14 protein-coding genes are annotated in these 16,338 nt (G+C 44.8%); 9 read left to right on the top strand and 5 right to left on the bottom strand.

From position 1 onward, the window contains the following. Positions 1–292: 292 nt before the first annotated feature. From KDM90_RS16655 to KDM90_RS16615, 9 genes are all read left to right on the top strand, one after another. Positions 293–1,372, top strand: coding sequence for a pilus assembly protein PilM (locus KDM90_RS16655; protein WP_212676774.1), 1,080 nt, complete (start codon positions 293–295; stop codon positions 1,370–1,372). Next, a complete protein-coding gene (locus tag KDM90_RS16650) occupies positions 1,372–2,004 on the top strand; it encodes a PilN domain-containing protein (protein WP_212676773.1) in 633 nt (210 codons plus the stop codon). Before KDM90_RS16655 ends, KDM90_RS16650 begins: the two co-directional genes overlap by 1 nt. A 13-nt stretch (positions 2,005–2,017) precedes the next feature. Continuing rightward, a complete protein-coding gene (locus KDM90_RS16645; RefSeq protein WP_212676772.1) occupies positions 2,018–2,695 on the top strand; it encodes a type IV pilus inner membrane component PilO in 678 nt (225 codons plus the stop codon). Further along, positions 2,692–3,225, top strand: a complete 534-nt coding sequence (locus KDM90_RS16640; RefSeq protein WP_212676771.1) for a pilus assembly protein PilP — start codon at positions 2,692–2,694, stop codon at positions 3,223–3,225. The genes KDM90_RS16645 and KDM90_RS16640 overlap by 4 nt, the downstream gene beginning before the upstream one ends. Beyond that, positions 3,222–5,384, top strand: a complete 2,163-nt coding sequence (gene pilQ, locus KDM90_RS16635; protein WP_438947445.1) for a type IV pilus secretin PilQ — start codon at positions 3,222–3,224, stop codon at positions 5,382–5,384. Before KDM90_RS16640 ends, pilQ begins: the two co-directional genes overlap by 4 nt. Before the next feature lie 76 nt (positions 5,385–5,460). After that, positions 5,461–7,875: a beta strand repeat-containing protein gene (locus tag KDM90_RS16630; protein WP_212676769.1), complete on the top strand. Its 2,415-nt coding sequence runs from the start codon at positions 5,461–5,463 to the stop codon at positions 7,873–7,875. 26 nt (positions 7,876–7,901) lie between these two features. Then, complete coding sequence (aroKB, locus tag KDM90_RS16625; RefSeq protein ID WP_329605340.1) at positions 7,902–9,605, top strand: bifunctional shikimate kinase/3-dehydroquinate synthase AroKB; 1,704 nt, start codon at positions 7,902–7,904, stop codon at positions 9,603–9,605. A gap of 24 nt (positions 9,606–9,629) precedes the next feature. Further along, positions 9,630–10,781, top strand: coding sequence for a deoxyguanosinetriphosphate triphosphohydrolase (locus tag KDM90_RS16620; protein WP_212676768.1), 1,152 nt, complete (start codon positions 9,630–9,632; stop codon positions 10,779–10,781). 68 nt (positions 10,782–10,849) lie between these two features. Further along, positions 10,850–11,554, top strand: a complete 705-nt coding sequence (locus KDM90_RS16615) for a DUF4197 domain-containing protein (RefSeq protein ID WP_212676767.1) — start codon at positions 10,850–10,852, stop codon at positions 11,552–11,554. Positions 11,555–11,653: 99 nt separating this feature from the next. Here the strand turns inward: KDM90_RS16615 and KDM90_RS16610 are convergent, their stop codons facing one another. From KDM90_RS16610 to lptA, 5 genes are all read right to left on the bottom strand, one after another. Continuing rightward, complete coding sequence (locus tag KDM90_RS16610) at positions 11,654–12,745, bottom strand: enoyl-CoA hydratase/isomerase family protein (protein WP_212676766.1); 1,092 nt, start codon at positions 12,743–12,745, stop codon at positions 11,654–11,656. 243 nt (positions 12,746–12,988) lie between these two features. Further along, a complete protein-coding gene (gene hpf / locus KDM90_RS16605) occupies positions 12,989–13,342 on the bottom strand; it encodes a ribosome hibernation-promoting factor, HPF/YfiA family (protein ID WP_212676765.1) in 354 nt (117 codons plus the stop codon). A 128-nt stretch (positions 13,343–13,470) separates the two neighbouring features. Further along, a complete protein-coding gene (locus KDM90_RS16600; protein ID WP_212676764.1) occupies positions 13,471–14,958 on the bottom strand; it encodes an RNA polymerase factor sigma-54 in 1,488 nt (495 codons plus the stop codon). Positions 14,959–14,972: 14 nt separating this feature from the next. Continuing rightward, positions 14,973–15,716: an LPS export ABC transporter ATP-binding protein gene (lptB, locus tag KDM90_RS16595; RefSeq protein ID WP_212676763.1), complete on the bottom strand. Its 744-nt coding sequence runs from the start codon at positions 15,714–15,716 to the stop codon at positions 14,973–14,975. A 10-nt stretch (positions 15,717–15,726) separates the two neighbouring features. Further along, complete coding sequence (lptA, locus tag KDM90_RS16590) at positions 15,727–16,329, bottom strand: lipopolysaccharide transport periplasmic protein LptA (RefSeq protein WP_212676762.1); 603 nt, start codon at positions 16,327–16,329, stop codon at positions 15,727–15,729. Between the last annotated feature and the right edge of the window lie 9 nt (positions 16,330–16,338).

The following is a 16,338-nucleotide window of genomic DNA, read 5'->3' as shown; positions in this document are numbered from 1 at the left end:
GACACGCACGAATTATAAAGCCCCGTTTCGTTGATAAAAATTGCATTTCTGAGTTTTTGATGACTAAGTGGAGAATTGACAACGTAAAAGCGCCGTTCAGTCTTGAAAATGCTTTACATTACACTCCCCTTATTGCTAGGATTTAACGTAAGCTAGTATGAGTGTCTGCTAAATCGCGGTTTTTAAAAGAAAAAATCAAATTTGTACAAGTTTGAATTGTTTTTTTAGAGCAATTTTGGTTTGAAAACTCTGGTATGTTTGGCATAAAAAATATTTATTTGAGGGGATATCCTTGGCTTTAGATCTTGCATCACTGCTTGGAAAAAAGAATCCGCCCCTGGTGGGCTTGGATATCAGCACGTCTGACGTCAAGCTGGTTGAACTCTCTCGGTCAGGCGAAAAAGATTTCAAACTGGAACGATGTGCTTCCGAGCCGCTACCGAAAGGTGCGGTCGTCGACGGAAATATCGAAAATCTAGAACAGGTATCGGAAACCATTTTGCGAGTATTGAAACGAAGCGGAACGGGAACTAAGAACGTTGCGTTGGCAATGCCAGCCTCGTCTGTGATTACCAAAAAGATGGTTTTGCCTGGAAGCCTTTCGGAGCAAGCTCTTGAATTTCAAGTGGAGTCTGAGGCGAGTCAATATATCCCTTTCGCGATGGATGAAGTTAGTATCGATTTCTGTGTGATTGGTCCAACAGCCAATTCCGAGGAAGATGTCGACGTGTTACTTGCAGCGTCGAGAAAAGAGAAAATTGAAGATCGTGTTGCTGCCGTGCAATCTGCGGGTCTGCAAGCCAAAGTGATGGACATTGAGTCATATGCCGCGCGCTCGGCTGTTGAACGTTTGATAGAGCAGCAGCCAAATGGCGGACAAGATCAAATTTATGCGCTATTTCAAATAGGCTCAAAGGTAACTTATATTTCTATTCTCCTTAATGGTGAAGTCATCTATGAGCGTGATCAGCAATTTGGTGGGAATCAACTGACGCAAGACATTGTGCGTAACTATGGATTGTCCTTTGACGAGGCCGAAACTAAGAAACGACAAGGTGATCTCCCTGACAGCTATGAAATGGAATTGTTAGAGCCATTCTTAGAAAATGCTGCCTTGGAAGTAACCCGAGCAATACAGTTCTTTTTTACATCAACTCCCTACACCAGAATTGATCAAATATATCTAGGCGGTGGGTGTGCGATGCTCCCAGGATTAGTAGATATTGTGGCTGAGAGAACAAAGTTATCGACCTCCGTTATTAGTCCATTTAAGGGGATGGAATTAGGCTCGAACGTGAACGAAAAATCTTTGCGGAATGATGCCCCGGCTTACCTAGTTGCTTGTGGACTAGCGATGCGGAGGTACGGATAATGATCAGAATTAATCTCCTTCCCCATCGAGAAGAAAAGCGCAAAGAACTTAAGAGCCAGTTTTATGCCTTAATGATGATGTCTGGGTTAGTAGGCGCAGCTGTCGTTATTTTGGTCGGCTTGTTTTTTTCCGCACAATTGTCCGCGCAGACGGACCGGAACGCTTTCATCACCGCCGAAAATACTGAGTTGGATATCAAAATCAAGGAAGTTGCAAATCTCAAGCAAGAGATTGAAGCGTTGACCGCACGTCAACAAGCGGTGGAAGATTTACAGGGGGATCGAAATCAGCCTGTATTTATGATGAATGAATTGGTTAAGCTGGCTCCCGAAGGGTTGTATCTGACTTTAATTAAACAAGACGGTCAACGAATTGCGATTAAGGGATATGCGCAGTCGCATGCAGTAGTCGGTCTCTTCGTTAATGAATTGAATTCCTCCGAGTGGATGACGAAGCCCGAAATTATTCAAAATAAAGCGGTTGGTCTCGGTCAAGGCCGTGATGCGAAACGGGTAATTGAATTTGATTTGAATGTCGGCATTCGTCGTCCTCGAGAACTTGAGGCCGCTGCCGCTAGTGCAACAGATACCGAGGCTGCTAAGAAGAAGACTGTAGCTCCTAAGGTGCCTTAAAAAAGAGAAGAATATGGCAGATATCAAAGAAAAATTCGACTCGGTCATTGGGCAATTTCAGGACCTCAATGGATTGCACCCTGGCTTATGGCCGCTAGCGCCAAGATTGCTTGCAGCATTTGGGCTCTTCTTGTTTGTGTTATTTGTGGGGTGGTGGTTTTATTGGAGTACGCAACTAGAAGAAATTGATCTAGGCCAGCAAGAAGAGCAAAAACTCAAAGACACCTTTAAGATTAAGGTGCAGCAATCGATTAGTCTTGATGCCTTAAAAGAGCAACGTAAATTGGTCCTTCAGTATGTTTCTAGAATGGAAAAACAACTCCCAAGTACAGCGGAATATGCAGCTGTCTTAGAAGATATCAATTCTGCTGCGAATGGTCGTGGTTTAAATATGGAAATCTTTAAACCAGCTGCCGCAACTATCAAAGATTATTACGCTGAACTTCCGATAGAAATTCAGATGATTGCAAATTACCACGATATGGCGCAGTTCGTGGCGGACGTGGCGAAACTTCCGCGGATTGTGACGCTCAATAATTTGACGTTTGCTGTTAGCAAAGATGCGAAGAAACCCGGCATTGTTATGGATGGCATAGCGAAAACATATCGCTATTTAGATCCTGCCGAAATCGCGGAACAAGCCGCTCTTCGTAAAAAAGAGAAAGAAAAGCAGAAAGAGGCTAAAAAATGAGAATACTTCGTAAGCTCATTATCTTAGTTCTTGCTAGCAGCCTTGCCGCATGCGGCGACAATGGCGTTACAGAGCTGAAAGAGTGGATGGATCAAGTTAAAAAAGAAATGCACGTGAAAGTAACACCAGTTGCGGAACCTAAGGTGTTCGTGCCGGTGACTTATAGCGGTGGGCATTTGATCGATCCATTCGACTCAAGCAAATTGCTAGTTGTTTTTGCTCGCTTGAAAGCCGCGAATGACAATGGTTTAAAACCTGACTTTGATCGCCCTAAAGAAGCGTTAGAAGGATATGCGCTTGAAACCATGAAGATGGTCGGTACGATCGATAATCGAAAATCATTGCAGGGCTTAATACAGATTGGGAAAGCGGTTTTCCCTGTAGTGGTAGGCGGCTACATGGGACAAAATTTTGGAAAAGTCATCAGCATCAACGAATCCCGCATTGATCTGGTTGAAACAGTCCAAGACGCGAGCGGCGAATGGACCGAAAGAAAAGCAAGCTTGGAATTGCAAGAGGCGAAAAAATGAATAAACTGATAAAAGCAGGAATGAGGAGCGCGGTGAGTATGAAGTATTTCCTTCTGGGTTTGCTATTCATGAGCCAGATGGCGAATGCGCAAAACGCGAACACCATCGAATCGATTACTGCAAATCAGCAGGGCGCGAATGTTATTGTTAAAATCAATTTCAAATCACCATTAGTGAAGCCGCCGGTCGCATTTTCTATTACCAACCCATCCCGTATTTCACTTGATTTCGCAAACACGACCAATGGCACAGGTAAAAGTACTGTGGACATTGGACTTGGCGAAGTCCGTAGTTTGAACTTGGTTGAAGTACCAGACCGTGCTCGTATGGTTTTTAATCTCAATCGTCCACTGAATTATGCGACTTTTATTGAAGGCAATGCGTTAATCGTTACCATCGACGGATCCGGTGGACTGGCGACGCCAGTCAATAGTATCGGCTTACCAGTGTCAACTGCACCAAAAGAAGCGATACCAGCTGGTAAGCAAATGCTGCGCGATATTGATTTTCGACGTGGAGTGGCTGGGGACGGCCGTGTTGTTGTTGATCTGCCGAATGATCAAGTCGCAATTGATGCGCGCCTACAGGGTCAAACTATTGTTGTTGATTTCCTTAAGGTCGGATTGCCAGACATTCTGCGGCGTACTTTGGATGTTGCGGATTACGGATCGCCAGTGCAAAAAGTTAGCACGAGTCGTCAAGGTGAAAATGTTCGTATGTTGATTGAACCCAAAGGTCTCTGGGAACATAGTATTTATCAAAGCGATCGTCAATTAGTAATTGAAGTCAAACCAATTAAGGAAGACCCCAATAAGTTGACACAAGGCACACAAGGTTACAAAGGGGATCGATTCGGGATGAATTTCCAGGATGTTGATGTGCGTGCGGTTCTGCAAATCATTGCAGAACAAGGAGGCGTCAACATTATTGCTAGCGACTCGGTGAGCGGCAACATCACCATTCGTTTGATTGATACTCCATGGGATCAAGCACTTGATACTGTGATGCAAATCAAGGGTCTTGATATGCGTAAGAACGGCAATGTCATCCTAATTGGGCCGAAGGATGAATTGTTGACGAAGGAAAAGTTAGAGTTAGAACAAAAAGCAGCCATTGCAGAACTTGAACCATTGAAGACGGAATCTTTTCAGCTTAAGTATCAAAAAGCGGAAACTTTTCAAAAATTATTTGGGGTAGAGAATGCGACCAATAATCGGATGTTGTCGAAGCGGGGCAACGTGATGATTGAGCCAAGAACAAATCAATTGTTTGTTACAGATATCGCGTCGAAAATTGAAGAAGTGCGCAAACTGATTCAGAAGACCGATATTGCAACTAAACAGGTCGTGATTGAAGCGAGAATTGTTGAGGCGGATAATAAATTTAGTCGAAATCTCGGCGCGAAATTAGGTTTTGCTGACCTGCGTGGCTTGAAAGGTGGCGACACAGGCTTTCAAATCTCTGGCAATCAGCGCGCTGCAGTGACAGGTAATTATTTGGGGGTTGGTGAGCAAACTGGGCAGGCAAGAATTACGGAAAAGAGTTTTGTCCCTAATACGCAATTTGTGAATCTCCCAGCAGCGGGTATCGGTGGTCTCGATGCTGGTAGTTTAGCAGTGAGCTTATTTTCAGCTGCTGCGAATCGTTTTCTAAATTTGGAATTGTCAGCGTTAGAAGCGGATGGCGATGGTAAAATTATTTCAAGCCCAAGAGTTGTCACGGCAGATCAAACGCCCGCACACATTGAACAAGGACAAGAGATTCCATACCAAATTGCGACGTTAAGCGGTGGAACTGCGATTTACTTCCGAAAGGCGACCTTAAGTCTTGACGTGACTCCACAGATCACTCCCGACGGAACAATTATTCTGAATGTGGATGTTCACAAAGATAGTCGCGGCGAGGAGACTCGTGGTGGCCCAGTGATTAATACGAAGCAAGTGAAAACAAATGTGTTAGTTGAAAATGGTGGCACTGTTGTTTTGGGCGGTATTTACACGCAAGAAGAGCGCGCTGACGTCACGAAAGTCCCATTCCTTGGTGATTTGCCTTTGTTTGGTAATTTGTTTAAATCAACTGGGAAAACAAATAATAAAACCGAATTGCTGATTTTTATCACGCCAAAAGTTCAATTGACGGGTACTTTTGCAAATCAATAAGTTGTAAGAATAGTTAGGTAGTTTTTGATTCTGATACAGATTTGATCTGTATTCATTAATATTAAATAGGTGTTACATGACGAAGTTAATTCGCGCTTTTTTCGCAATGACTGTTTTGCTTATGCTGTCAGCTTGCGGTGGTGGTGGTGGGTCCGCTGGGAATACCAGCGGGGTTGCCTTGTTTACAAGCGCAGCAGATAAAATCATCATTGCGCCAGGCGAAATCCAAACATATAACGTGGGTGGTGGCGTCCCGAATTACACGGCGACAAGTAGTTCTGGTGCTGCTAGTGTCAGCGTCAGTGGCAAGACATTAACCATTACTGGTGGCGGTGGGGGAACAGCGACGATCACGGTCGTAGATGCATCCGGCGCCAGAGTTACGATTGAAGCGACTGTCGGCAGTGGGGTTGATCTCTTCACTAGCGCACCCGAAAAACTGAATTTGGGTATCGGTCAGGTTTCAACAACATTCACCATCGGGGGAGGTAGCCGAATTTACACGGTAGCAAGCGGTAATCGCCAGGTCGTTGCTGTGACGCAAAATGGTTCGCAGTTTTACTTGACTGGTGTGGCTGTTGGTGTAAGCACAGTAACGATCAACGATACCTTGGGCGGAAGTAAAAAAGTGGAAGTGACGGTTGGCTCTGGTGCTGAACTTTATACAACAGCCCCGAGCACGGTTGTCGTCTCGGTTGGAGGAACATCTTCGACTTATCAAATTGGCGGTGGAAGCGAAATTTACTCATTAACGAGTAGCGATCGTAGTGTAGCAACCGTGTTGACTGTCTCCCCTAAAGAGTTTGCAATTGTTGGGCAAGCGGGGGGGAAAGCTGTGGTGACTGTGACGGATTCGTTGGGTAAGTCTGTCAAACTTGATATCGTTGTCGGTAGCTTGGTGGATTTATTTACGACTGCGCCAAGTCTTGTCACAGTTGGCGTGGGAGCAACATCTGCCGTTTATACTATTGGCGGCGGAAGTCAAATTTATGCTGTGTCGAGTAGCGACAAACGCATCGCGACTGTAGGTCAAACTACATCGAAAGAATTTATTATTACTGGTCAGACGGGTGGTAAGGCAGTCGTGACAGTAAAAGATTCACTTGGTAAAGAAATCAAGATTGATGTTGTTGTCGGTACCGTTGATGCCTTGTTTTCAACGGCAGCATCCGAAGTGACAGTTGAAGTAGGCGGTGCGAATGCATACAAAGTCGGCGGGGGCACTACTGTTTATACTGTTGGTAGTAGTAACATTGCTGTTGCGAAAGCGACATTAACTGGCAATGATTTGGTCATTACTGGCGTTTCAACAGGAAAAGCGACAGTCATCGTTCGTGACTCGACAACAGGTATCTTGTCAATTAATGTCACAGTAGGCACTGGCACACCGACCCCGTTATTTACGACAGCTTCGAGTGATGTCGTGATTGCACCTTCAACTTCGCCAACTTTCACTATCGGCGGTGGTCGTGCACCTTATTTAGTCAGCAGTAGCAATACCAGCGTATTGACGGCGACAGTGTCTGGTAGCACTCTGACGCTTTCTGGTGTCGCAGTTGGTTCAGCTAAAGTTACAGTAACGGATTCATCAGGCACGCCATTGACGATCAACGCAACGGTTGGTTCCGGTACAGTCGTCCCCTTGTTCACGACTGCACCGTCTTCTATCACTTTAGCGTCTGGTTCCAGTGCATCTTACTCAATTGGTGGCGGTACTGCACCGTACTCTGTCGCATCGAGTAATTCTGGTGTTGCATCGGTGAGTTCGACTGCTGGTGGATTTACAGTGAATGGTGTTGCTGCAGGTGCCGCGGAAATCGTGATTCGTGATTCACTTGGCGCACCAGTCAATATCGCAGTCACTGTGTCATCTGTGGCGAATACTGCCGTGAATATCTTGCCTGGGGACTCCACTGGTGCTGTGGGCGATACTTTGGTATTTAAGATTTCTGGCGGATCACCGAACTACACGATTACGAATAACAATCCAAGTATTGCAACTGTTAGTCCTACATCAATTTCAACGACAGGTGGAACGTTCACGGCAAAACTTCTCAATGTCGGCGCAACGCTAGTCACGATTGTTGACTCCCAAGGACAAACAAAGAGCATCACAATCACTGCAACGGCGGCAAGTTCATTGTTACGTATTTCACCCAATACATTGTTGGTCGCTGAAGAGTCGACAAACACGATTGACCTTTCGATTTATGGTGGTACACCACCTTATCGAGCATTTACTAGTGATTTGAATTTGTCATCCGTGAGTATTGTTAGTACATCGACTTTACGCATTGGCTTGGGCTCAACTGGCAATCGATGCTTTATTTCAGTTGATGAATCGGGTACTTATAAGCCACTGGGTATTGGTACAATTACTTTGACAGTCTTGGATAGTCTCGGTGCCTCGGCAACGGCGCTTTTCAATCTTAAAGACAATGGTATGGGTGATCCAATAACTGGAGTTGGCGGATGTACCCCGATCCCGTAATTTCATGTGAATGTTGAGTAATTTGAGTGACAAGTAACATCTATCTAGTAGGCTTGATGGGCTCTGGCAAAACGACGGTTGGCAGAGCCCTCGCAAAAAAATTAAATAAGCGATTTGTTGATTCTGATCACGAAATAGAGGCACGAACAGGTGTCGCTATTTCGGTGATATTTGAAATTGAAGGTGAAGCGAGTTTTCGCCAACGTGAGGCAGATGTCATACGCGATCTCTGCCAGCAAGACAATATCGTGTTAGCCACAGGTGGCGGCGCAATATTGAATCCTCAGAGTCGTTCCTTACTTCAATCCCATGGTACGGTTGTCTATTTGAAGGCAAGTATTAGTAATATCTTGCATCGTACTCGCCATGATAAAAAAAGACCTTTGCTTCGCACTCCTGATCCTAGAAAAAAGCTAGAAGAGCTCGAGCAACAGCGGGATCCTCTGTATCGTGAAGTCGCACATATTGTTATTGAAACTGGGCAACCGCAACTGCAAACTTTGGTTCAGACGATCATCGAAAAAGTCCCTGGGCAAAAGAAGACTCATGGCGACGATTTTGTGCAATTGACTGAAAAAGTACGCGGTGCCTTGGTCGCAAATCAGGATATTCAAGCAATTAAGTTAATTATGGACAATGACGTCGCTAGGGCAAAAACTTTACAGGTTGACTTGGGGGATCGATCCTACCCAATTACGATAGGCCAAGATCTCTTAACGAATCAAACTTTCTTGCAAAATCGGATTAAGGCGCAGCGGATCGTGATAGTGACAAATACTGTCGTGGCACCTTTATATTTAGAGTCTATCGCAAGCACATTGAGCAGTATCGGCAAGCAAGTCGAAACGATCGTTTTGCCCGATGGGGAAGAGTACAAAAACTGGGAAAGTTTGATGACGGTTTTTGACGCCCTGCTGAGTAAGAAATGTGATCGTAAAACCATGTTATTAGCCTTAGGTGGCGGTGTTATTGGTGATATGACGGGTTTTGCCGCTTCAGCATATATGCGGGGAATTCCATTCGTCCAAGTACCAACAACATTGCTGGCCCAGGTTGATTCATCTGTCGGGGGGAAGACGGGAATCAATCATCCTATGGGTAAGAACATGATTGGCGCGTTTTACCAGCCGCAAGCTGTTATTGCTGACATGAATAGTCTACACAGCCTACCTGCTCGGGAATTGTCTGCTGGACTGGCGGAAGTCATTAAGCACGGTGCAATTATTGACGCGGAATTTTTTACATGGATTGAGACCAACATTGAAAAATTGCGAGCTAAGGACAATGAGTCACTATCTTATGCTGTGCTCAAGTCCTGTGAAATTAAGGCAAATGTCGTGCGCCAAGATGAACGCGAAGGTGGTTTGCGAGCAATTTTGAATTTTGGGCATACATTTGGTCATGCAATCGAATCTGGTTTAGGCTATGGCAAATGGTTGCATGGCGAAGCCGTTGGCTGCGGTATGGTGTTAGCTGCTGACCTATCATACCGTCTTGGCTATATAGACTACGTAAGTAAGGCACGCATAACAAGATTAGTCGATGCGGCAGGGCTCCCGACTGTCGCACCAGATCTTGGTGAGCAAACATGGTTGGAGTTGATGGAAGTTGATAAGAAGAATGAAGATGGCAAGATTAAATTCATTTTATTGAAACCACTTGGAAAGAGTATTATCACGGAAGTTCCAAAAGAACTCCTACTTGCGACTTTGCGCTCAAGTACACTGTAGTCAATTTCTTTGCTAGGAGAAGACATGTTTTCCGATAATCATCTAGCGCCTTATGCTGCACAGTCGGCACACACTAAAGGTCGGCGCTTCTCGGAAAACTCTCCAATTTCGCGCTCGGAATTTCAACGTGACCGCGATAGAATAATTCACAGTACTGCATTTCGTCGCCTTGAGTATAAAACTCAGGTTTTCGTGAACCACGAAGGTGATTTATTCCGTACCCGACTTACCCATAGTATTGAAGTAGCACAAATTGCTAGATCGATAGCGCGAAATCTTCAGTTAAACGAAGATTTAGTCGAAGCGATTTCCTTGGCACATGATCTTGGGCACACACCTTTTGGCCATGCAGGACAAGATGCATTGAATTCTTGTATGAAGGAATATGGCGGTTTTGAACATAATTTGCAGAGTTTGCGTGTCGTCGATGTATTGGAAGAACGCTACGCGAGTTTCGAAGGCTTAAATTTGACCTTCGAGTCTCGCGAAGGAATTCTCAAACATTGCTCTGTTAAAAATGCACAAGAGCTGGGTGATTTAGGTTTGCGTTTCATCCACAAGACTCAACCGAGTCTAGAAGCACAACTGACTAATTTGGCAGACGAAATTGCCTATAATAATCATGATATTGATGATGGCGTACGCTCTGGATTGCTGACTGAAATACAGCTCTTGGACGTAGATTTTTTCGCTCGATGCCGACGGGAGGTCGATCAGGCTTATCCAGGTGTTTCGGGGCGACGTGCCATTTCGGAGACGATACGTCGCATGATTAATTGCCTCATTACTGACTTAATCCAAACCTCTATACAACAAATTAGTGACTGTGCACCGAAAACAATTGACGATGTTCGGCAATCCAAGCCGATGATTGCATTTTCTGACGCCATGCATCGCGAAGCCAAAGCCTTGAAGCAATTTTTGTACGAACACTTGTATCGCCACTACCTAGTCAATCGGATGAGTAACAAGGCAAAGAATACAGTGCGTGAATTGTTCACTCTCATGATGAATGAGACAAATTTGATTCCCCCCGATTATCGAGTGCCACAACAAGTCAGTGCAAACCAAACAGCTATGCTTCAGGCGCGTCGAATTGCCGATTACATCGCAGGAATGACCGATCGCTATGCGATTCGCGAACATCGAAGATTGTTTTTAATCGAAGAGATATAGACAAGCACCTCAAGGCTCGCGACCATCACTTCCGTTATTGACCCATTTTAAAATTGAAGGAAATCGAAATGTTTAAAAAAGCAGGACATCATCTCTGTATTTTATTGGCGGCGATTTCTTTACATCTTGGTGCCGACGCTTCCGATCTCAATCAAATCAGTCAACTCAGCAATAAAGATGCAAATTCTGGATTGAAAGCTGCTTTGGAGCAGGGGGCAAATGCTGCACTCGCTCGGTTAGGTGTTGCCGATGGTTTTTTAGGCAATGAAAAGGTCAAAATTCCCCTACCATCAATCTTAGAAAAAGCGAAACCGCTTTTAAAACTAAGCGGACAAGGTAAGCAACTTGATGAACTGGTCGTAGCGATGAATCGTGCGGCGGAATCTGCTGTGCCATTAGCTAAGCCCTTATTGATCGACGCGATCAAAAATATGTCAATTAATGATGCGAAGAAAATTCTGACAGGCGGTGAAACCTCAGTGACCGATTTTTTCAAAGAAAAAACATCGCTTGCTTTAGGTGCTAAATTTGTACCTATAGTTAAAGGAGTGACTGATCAAGTGGGCCTCGCTACCAAGTACAATTCGGTGATGATAAAAGCGCAAAAAATTACAATGGTGCCAGAGAAGGAAGCAAGTGTTGAAAGCTACGTCTCAAGCCGAGCCGTCGACGCGCTGTATATATTGATCGCCGAGGAAGAAAAGAAAATTCGACAAGATCCAATTGGAACGGGAAGCAAGATTATTGGCAAAGTTTTTGGATTATTGAAATAATCTTTAGGTAGGTTATTCCGAGCATGCAGTGACACGCCAATATTTGTATGCATGCTCGGGGTGCGCTTAATGCGTTCTCGTTTGCCTGTAAAAAAGTAATTAATTTAATGCAGCCAGAGGATGCGCATAGTCTGGCCACACTCGTTCGAAAAACGTATTAACCATGGCACCATTGACCTCTTCTACGGTGTTGGGTGACCATTGAGGCTGATTATCTTTATCAACCACCAATGCTCGAACTCCTTCTAAAACTTCACCGTGCTTGAAGCAATGCCTGACCATTGTTCTTTCTATTCTCAAACATTCAGCAACGGTCAAACCTTGACACCTTCGTAGTTGCTCTAAGGTCACGGCCATCATCAAGGGGGAGCGCTTCTGCATCGTAGTAATACAGGATTCAGCGAAAGCCGTGTTTGAGGCAGCCAGTGACGCAAGAATTTCATGAATGGTATTTGCGTGGAAGTGCCGGTCTATGGCTTCTTTATTGCGCGCGAGTTGGCTTGTTTGCGCAGCATTGTCAGTTGCAAATTGCGCTGCGAAGTTTCGGATGACAGCCCGTACATCGTCAGCTTGAGTCTCCTTTAACAAATCATACAGTCCAGGCAAGGCGACAGTGGGAATGTAGACGTCAGCGAGGTTCGCAAAAATTGCGTCCGCCGCACCGATCACGTCGCCAGTCACACCGAGGTAAGTGCCAATTTGCCCTGGAGTTTGATTTAGGAAAAAACTGCCACCGACATCTGGAAAAAGTCCAATGTTGACTTCAGGCATTGCCATTTTTGTGCGCTCAGTAACAATTCGAAGACGTGCTGCAATGCCAGCTTGCGCTATTCCCATTCCACCGCCCATGACGACACCGTTCATCAGTGCGATATAGGGCTTAGGATAAAAATGAATTAAGTGGTTAAGCGCATACTCCTCAGTGAAAAAATCTTCGAGTAATGCGCTATCTCCCATTGGAGTTTGCGTTCCCACATCATAGAAGAAGCGAATGTCACCACCCGCGCAAAAAGCTTTCTCACTGCTACTGCAAATAAAGACTGCTTTGATTGTTGAATTGTCCCGCCACTCATACAAGATTGCGCTTAGTGCTCGAACCATTTCCAAAGAGAGCGAATTTAAAGACTTAGGGCGATCCAGAGTGATGAATCCGATTTGGTTGATAACCTCGGTGTGAACGTATGAGTGCATAGGACATGGGCAGGAATTCGAGAGTATTGGATTTTAGCCTATACGCTTGCCGGAACCAAGTTTGCGAACTGAGGTTCAGATTGATTTCAACATCGATACGACGAACAAGGCTGTTACAGACAGCGACACAACTAGAGACTTGCAAGTCGGGAAATAGAAAGAGGATAGAGGAAATAAAAGGACGCTAAAAAGCGTCCTAGGTTCATCACGTGAAGTGAATCAGTGTGCAATTATCGAATCAAATTAATCAGTTTCAACTGATTCTGGATCAGGGATATGTTTAATCGCATCATGTTGATGATTCTGAATTTTATCCTTATGTTTGATTACTTGGCGATCAAGTTTGTCGATCAAGGTATCGATTGCTGCGTATAAATCATGCGCTAGGCTCTCGACATGAATATCTTTGCCACTTAGATGTAAATTGATATCTGCTTTGTGGCGTTTGTCTTTTTCGCGGAGCTTATCAACCGTCAAAATGACAGCGATATCAATGACTTGATCGAAGTGTCGTCTTACCCGCTCTAGCTTGCCTTGTACATATTCACGAATTGCAGGAGTTACTTCGACATGGTGTCCACTGATGGTGAGATTCATACTGCGCTCCTATGGTGATATTGCTTTTATTTGCTATCTAAATCTTGTTACTACAATCGCTCATGCTGTAAAACTATTATTGAGCTAAACCATATATAACGATAGAAAACAATAATTCAAGAACTGGTTTATAAAGATTTTCGCAGGCTAACTGGGGGAATTTTTAGAGCTTCGCGGTACTTCGCAACTGTACGACGCGCGATGACCATTCCTTGTTCTCCCAATATGTCGGCGATCTTACTATCCGAGAGGGGTTTCTTTTGGTCTTCTTCTCCTATTAATTGTTTGATCAGTGCCCGTATCGCCGTAGAAGATGCTTCACCACCCGTTTCTGTCGCGACGTGACTACCGAAGAAATACTTCAACTCAAACATACCGTGTGGCGTCAGCATAAACTTTTGAGTTGTTACACGCGAAATAGTGCTCTCGTGTAATCCTAGTGTATCAGCTATTTCGCGCAAAACAAGGGGTCTCATTGCAACGGCCCCATGCGTGAAAAAATTATATTGTCTTTCAACTATGGCTTGTGCGACGCGCAAGATCGTATCGAATCGCTGCCGCATATTCTTAATTAACCAACGAGCTTCCTGCAATTGAGGACTGAGACTTACATCGCCTCGCTGTTGTTTCATTAAGTTTGCGTATAACTGATTGATTCGCAGGCGCGGCATCACATCCCTGTTCAGCATAACATGCCATTCATCGCCTATTCTTTTTACAACAACGTCTGGCACCACGTAGTCGGACTTGGCCGAAGCAAAGGCTAGTCCGGGTTTCGGATTGCATTGTCGAATTACGGTTTGGGCTTCACGTAGATCTTCGTCATCACAATGGAGAAACTTGCGGAGTTTCGTGAAGTCTCGTTGTGCAAATAGCGGCAAGTAAGTTTGCACAATTTGTAGTGCTAATTTACGTGTCACAAACGGCACTTTGGGCATCCGTCGAATTTGAATTGCTAAGCACTCTGACGTCGTTCTAGCACCAACTCCTTCAGGTTCAAAACTCTGCAGCATGTTGAGTGCAAATTGTAATTCTTCAAGTTCGACGCAGAGATCGATCGGTAAGCTTGCGTGAATTTCTTCAAGCGATTCGCATAGATAGCCGTTGTCATCGATCGCATCGATGATAAGTTCAATAAGGGCGCGATCACGAGTCTCTCGTATTGAAACCCGCATTTGTTCCAGAAGATGGTCGCGTAGGCTTGTCATTGCAGCTTCTAGCTGCGGTCGGCCATCGTCATCATCACGATTTTTTGAACTGGAACTCGGCGCATCATCAAAGCTCCAGTCATCTGTATTCGCGGTTTGCTCAGCGTCGTTTGAATTGTCTGAAACCTCTGTAATGGATGATTCTGACGCTTCGGTTTTACTTGCTTCGACAGGGGTGAACTCAGTTTCGCTACTACTTGATACATTATTTAAACTACCATCTGCCAATAGACGTACTGCATTATCTAAAGCATCATCGACGCGCTCCAATAGAGGATTTTCGACTAATAAGTTCTCCAATTCTTGATGGAGTTCAAGTGTCGATAGTTGCAGCAGTCGAATTGATTGCTGCAGCTGTGGCGTTAAGGCCAGATGTTGAGAGGTGCGTAGCTGTAAACTTTGTTTCATATTTTTTGATTTTGCTACATCCGGAAATGTTCACCAAGATAGACGCGTCTGACTGTCTCGTTGGTGATGATTTCATCCGGGCGGCCACTGGCAAGCACTGATCCTTGATTGATGATGTAGGCATGATCGCAAATACCTAGGGTTTCACGAACATTGTGATCAGTGATGAGCACGCCGATTTGACGCTCTTTAAGAAAACGCACAATTCGTTGAATTTCAATCACTGCAATTGGATCTACACCAGCGAATGGCTCATCTAATAAAACGAAGCGGGGATTGGTGGCTAATGCACGAGCAATTTCTACACGCCGTCTTTCGCCGCCCGACAATGCGCGGGCAGGGCTTTCACGTAGACCGTCGATTTGAAGCTCTTCGAGTAAGGTATTCAAACGCTGATTGATTTCGTTCTTTGAAAGTGGCTTACCTGCCTCATCAATTTGCAATTCCAAAACCGCACGGACGTTGTCCTCGACGGATAGTTTGCGAAATACAGAAGCTTCTTGGGGAAGGTAAGAGAGACCTAATCTGGCCCTTTGATGAATTGGAAAATTGGAGATGTCGACACCATCAATGTCAATCTTGCCTGCATCGGATGGGACGAGACCAACGATCATATAAAATGAAGTGGTTTTTCCCGCGCCGTTTGGACCCAAAAGTCCCACGACCTCGCCACTTTTCACCTGCAGCGAGACGTCGCGTACAACTTGTCGCATTCCATAGCGCTTCTGCAGATCTGTAATTACCAATGTGCTGGTCATAGTATCGCTTTTATTTATCTTGTTTAACCGGAGTTTTAACCGCTTTGGGTTCCGAAGTAATCGAGACTCGCCCACCGCCCGGAACGCGCTTGCCAGACGCTGAATTGGTTGCCGTAAAAATATCGTTGATACTGTCGTAAGAAAGAAATTCCCCTTTTTGCTCTTGCGTTACTTTCGATTCGCTCAGATATCTCACATTCGCTTTGGCGATGAATCGTACGACTTCGGTTTTCTTATCATACTCGACGCGATCCGCAGAACCTTCAATCCAGAGTTCGGTTCCGCCATCTCGCTTTTGCCTGAAAAAAACCTGACTGCCATTTTTTCCGAGTAATGTGACGCTACCACCATCGTCTTTAGTCTCTGTTTCGACAGCGGATTCTGCGCGTATCAATAAAGTGCCACGCGTAAGTTCTACATTACCAGTCAGTGTTTTTGTCCCCGTCTTGCCGTCATACACTGTATGCTCTGCATCAATCTTTGTTTTCTTTTGACTGTCTGCTTTTTCTGCATAGACTGGCGCTGACAGCATAGTTGAAGTGACGAGTCCTGTTAGTGCTAGCTTTGAAAAAATGGACAGAGTGAGCGAAATGGAAATTGTATTTGTCTTCATTTGTTTAAC

The sequence above is a fragment of the Affinundibacterium fentianense genome, from assembly GCF_018139545.1.
GTDB lineage: Bacteria > Pseudomonadota > Gammaproteobacteria > Burkholderiales > Burkholderiaceae_D > Undibacterium > Undibacterium fentianense.
Note: the sequence above shows the minus strand (reverse complement) of the source record. Positions and strands in the feature narration are given on the sequence as shown.

Coding starts and splice junctions, on each gene's coding strand:
- pilQ (WP_438947445.1), top strand. CDS start 3,222: ATGAATAAACTGATAAAAGCAGGAATGAGGAGCGCGGTGAGTATGAAG.
- KDM90_RS16650 (WP_212676773.1), top strand. CDS start 1,372: ATGATCAGAATTAATCTCCTTCCCCATCGAGAAGAAAAGCGCAAAGAA.
- hpf (WP_212676765.1), bottom strand. CDS start 13,342: ATGAATCTCACCATCAGTGGACACCATGTCGAAGTAACTCCTGCAATT.
- KDM90_RS16640 (WP_212676771.1), top strand. CDS start 2,692: ATGAGAATACTTCGTAAGCTCATTATCTTAGTTCTTGCTAGCAGCCTT.
- lptA (WP_212676762.1), bottom strand. CDS start 16,329: ATGAAGACAAATACAATTTCCATTTCGCTCACTCTGTCCATTTTTTCA.
- KDM90_RS16645 (WP_212676772.1), top strand. CDS start 2,018: ATGGCAGATATCAAAGAAAAATTCGACTCGGTCATTGGGCAATTTCAG.
- KDM90_RS16615 (WP_212676767.1), top strand. CDS start 10,850: ATGTTTAAAAAAGCAGGACATCATCTCTGTATTTTATTGGCGGCGATT.
- KDM90_RS16620 (WP_212676768.1), top strand. CDS start 9,630: ATGTTTTCCGATAATCATCTAGCGCCTTATGCTGCACAGTCGGCACAC.
- KDM90_RS16600 (WP_212676764.1), bottom strand. CDS start 14,958: ATGAAACAAAGTTTACAGCTACGCACCTCTCAACATCTGGCCTTAACG.
- KDM90_RS16630 (WP_212676769.1), top strand. CDS start 5,461: ATGACGAAGTTAATTCGCGCTTTTTTCGCAATGACTGTTTTGCTTATG.
- KDM90_RS16610 (WP_212676766.1), bottom strand. CDS start 12,745: ATGCACTCATACGTTCACACCGAGGTTATCAACCAAATCGGATTCATC.
- lptB (WP_212676763.1), bottom strand. CDS start 15,716: ATGACCAGCACATTGGTAATTACAGATCTGCAGAAGCGCTATGGAATG.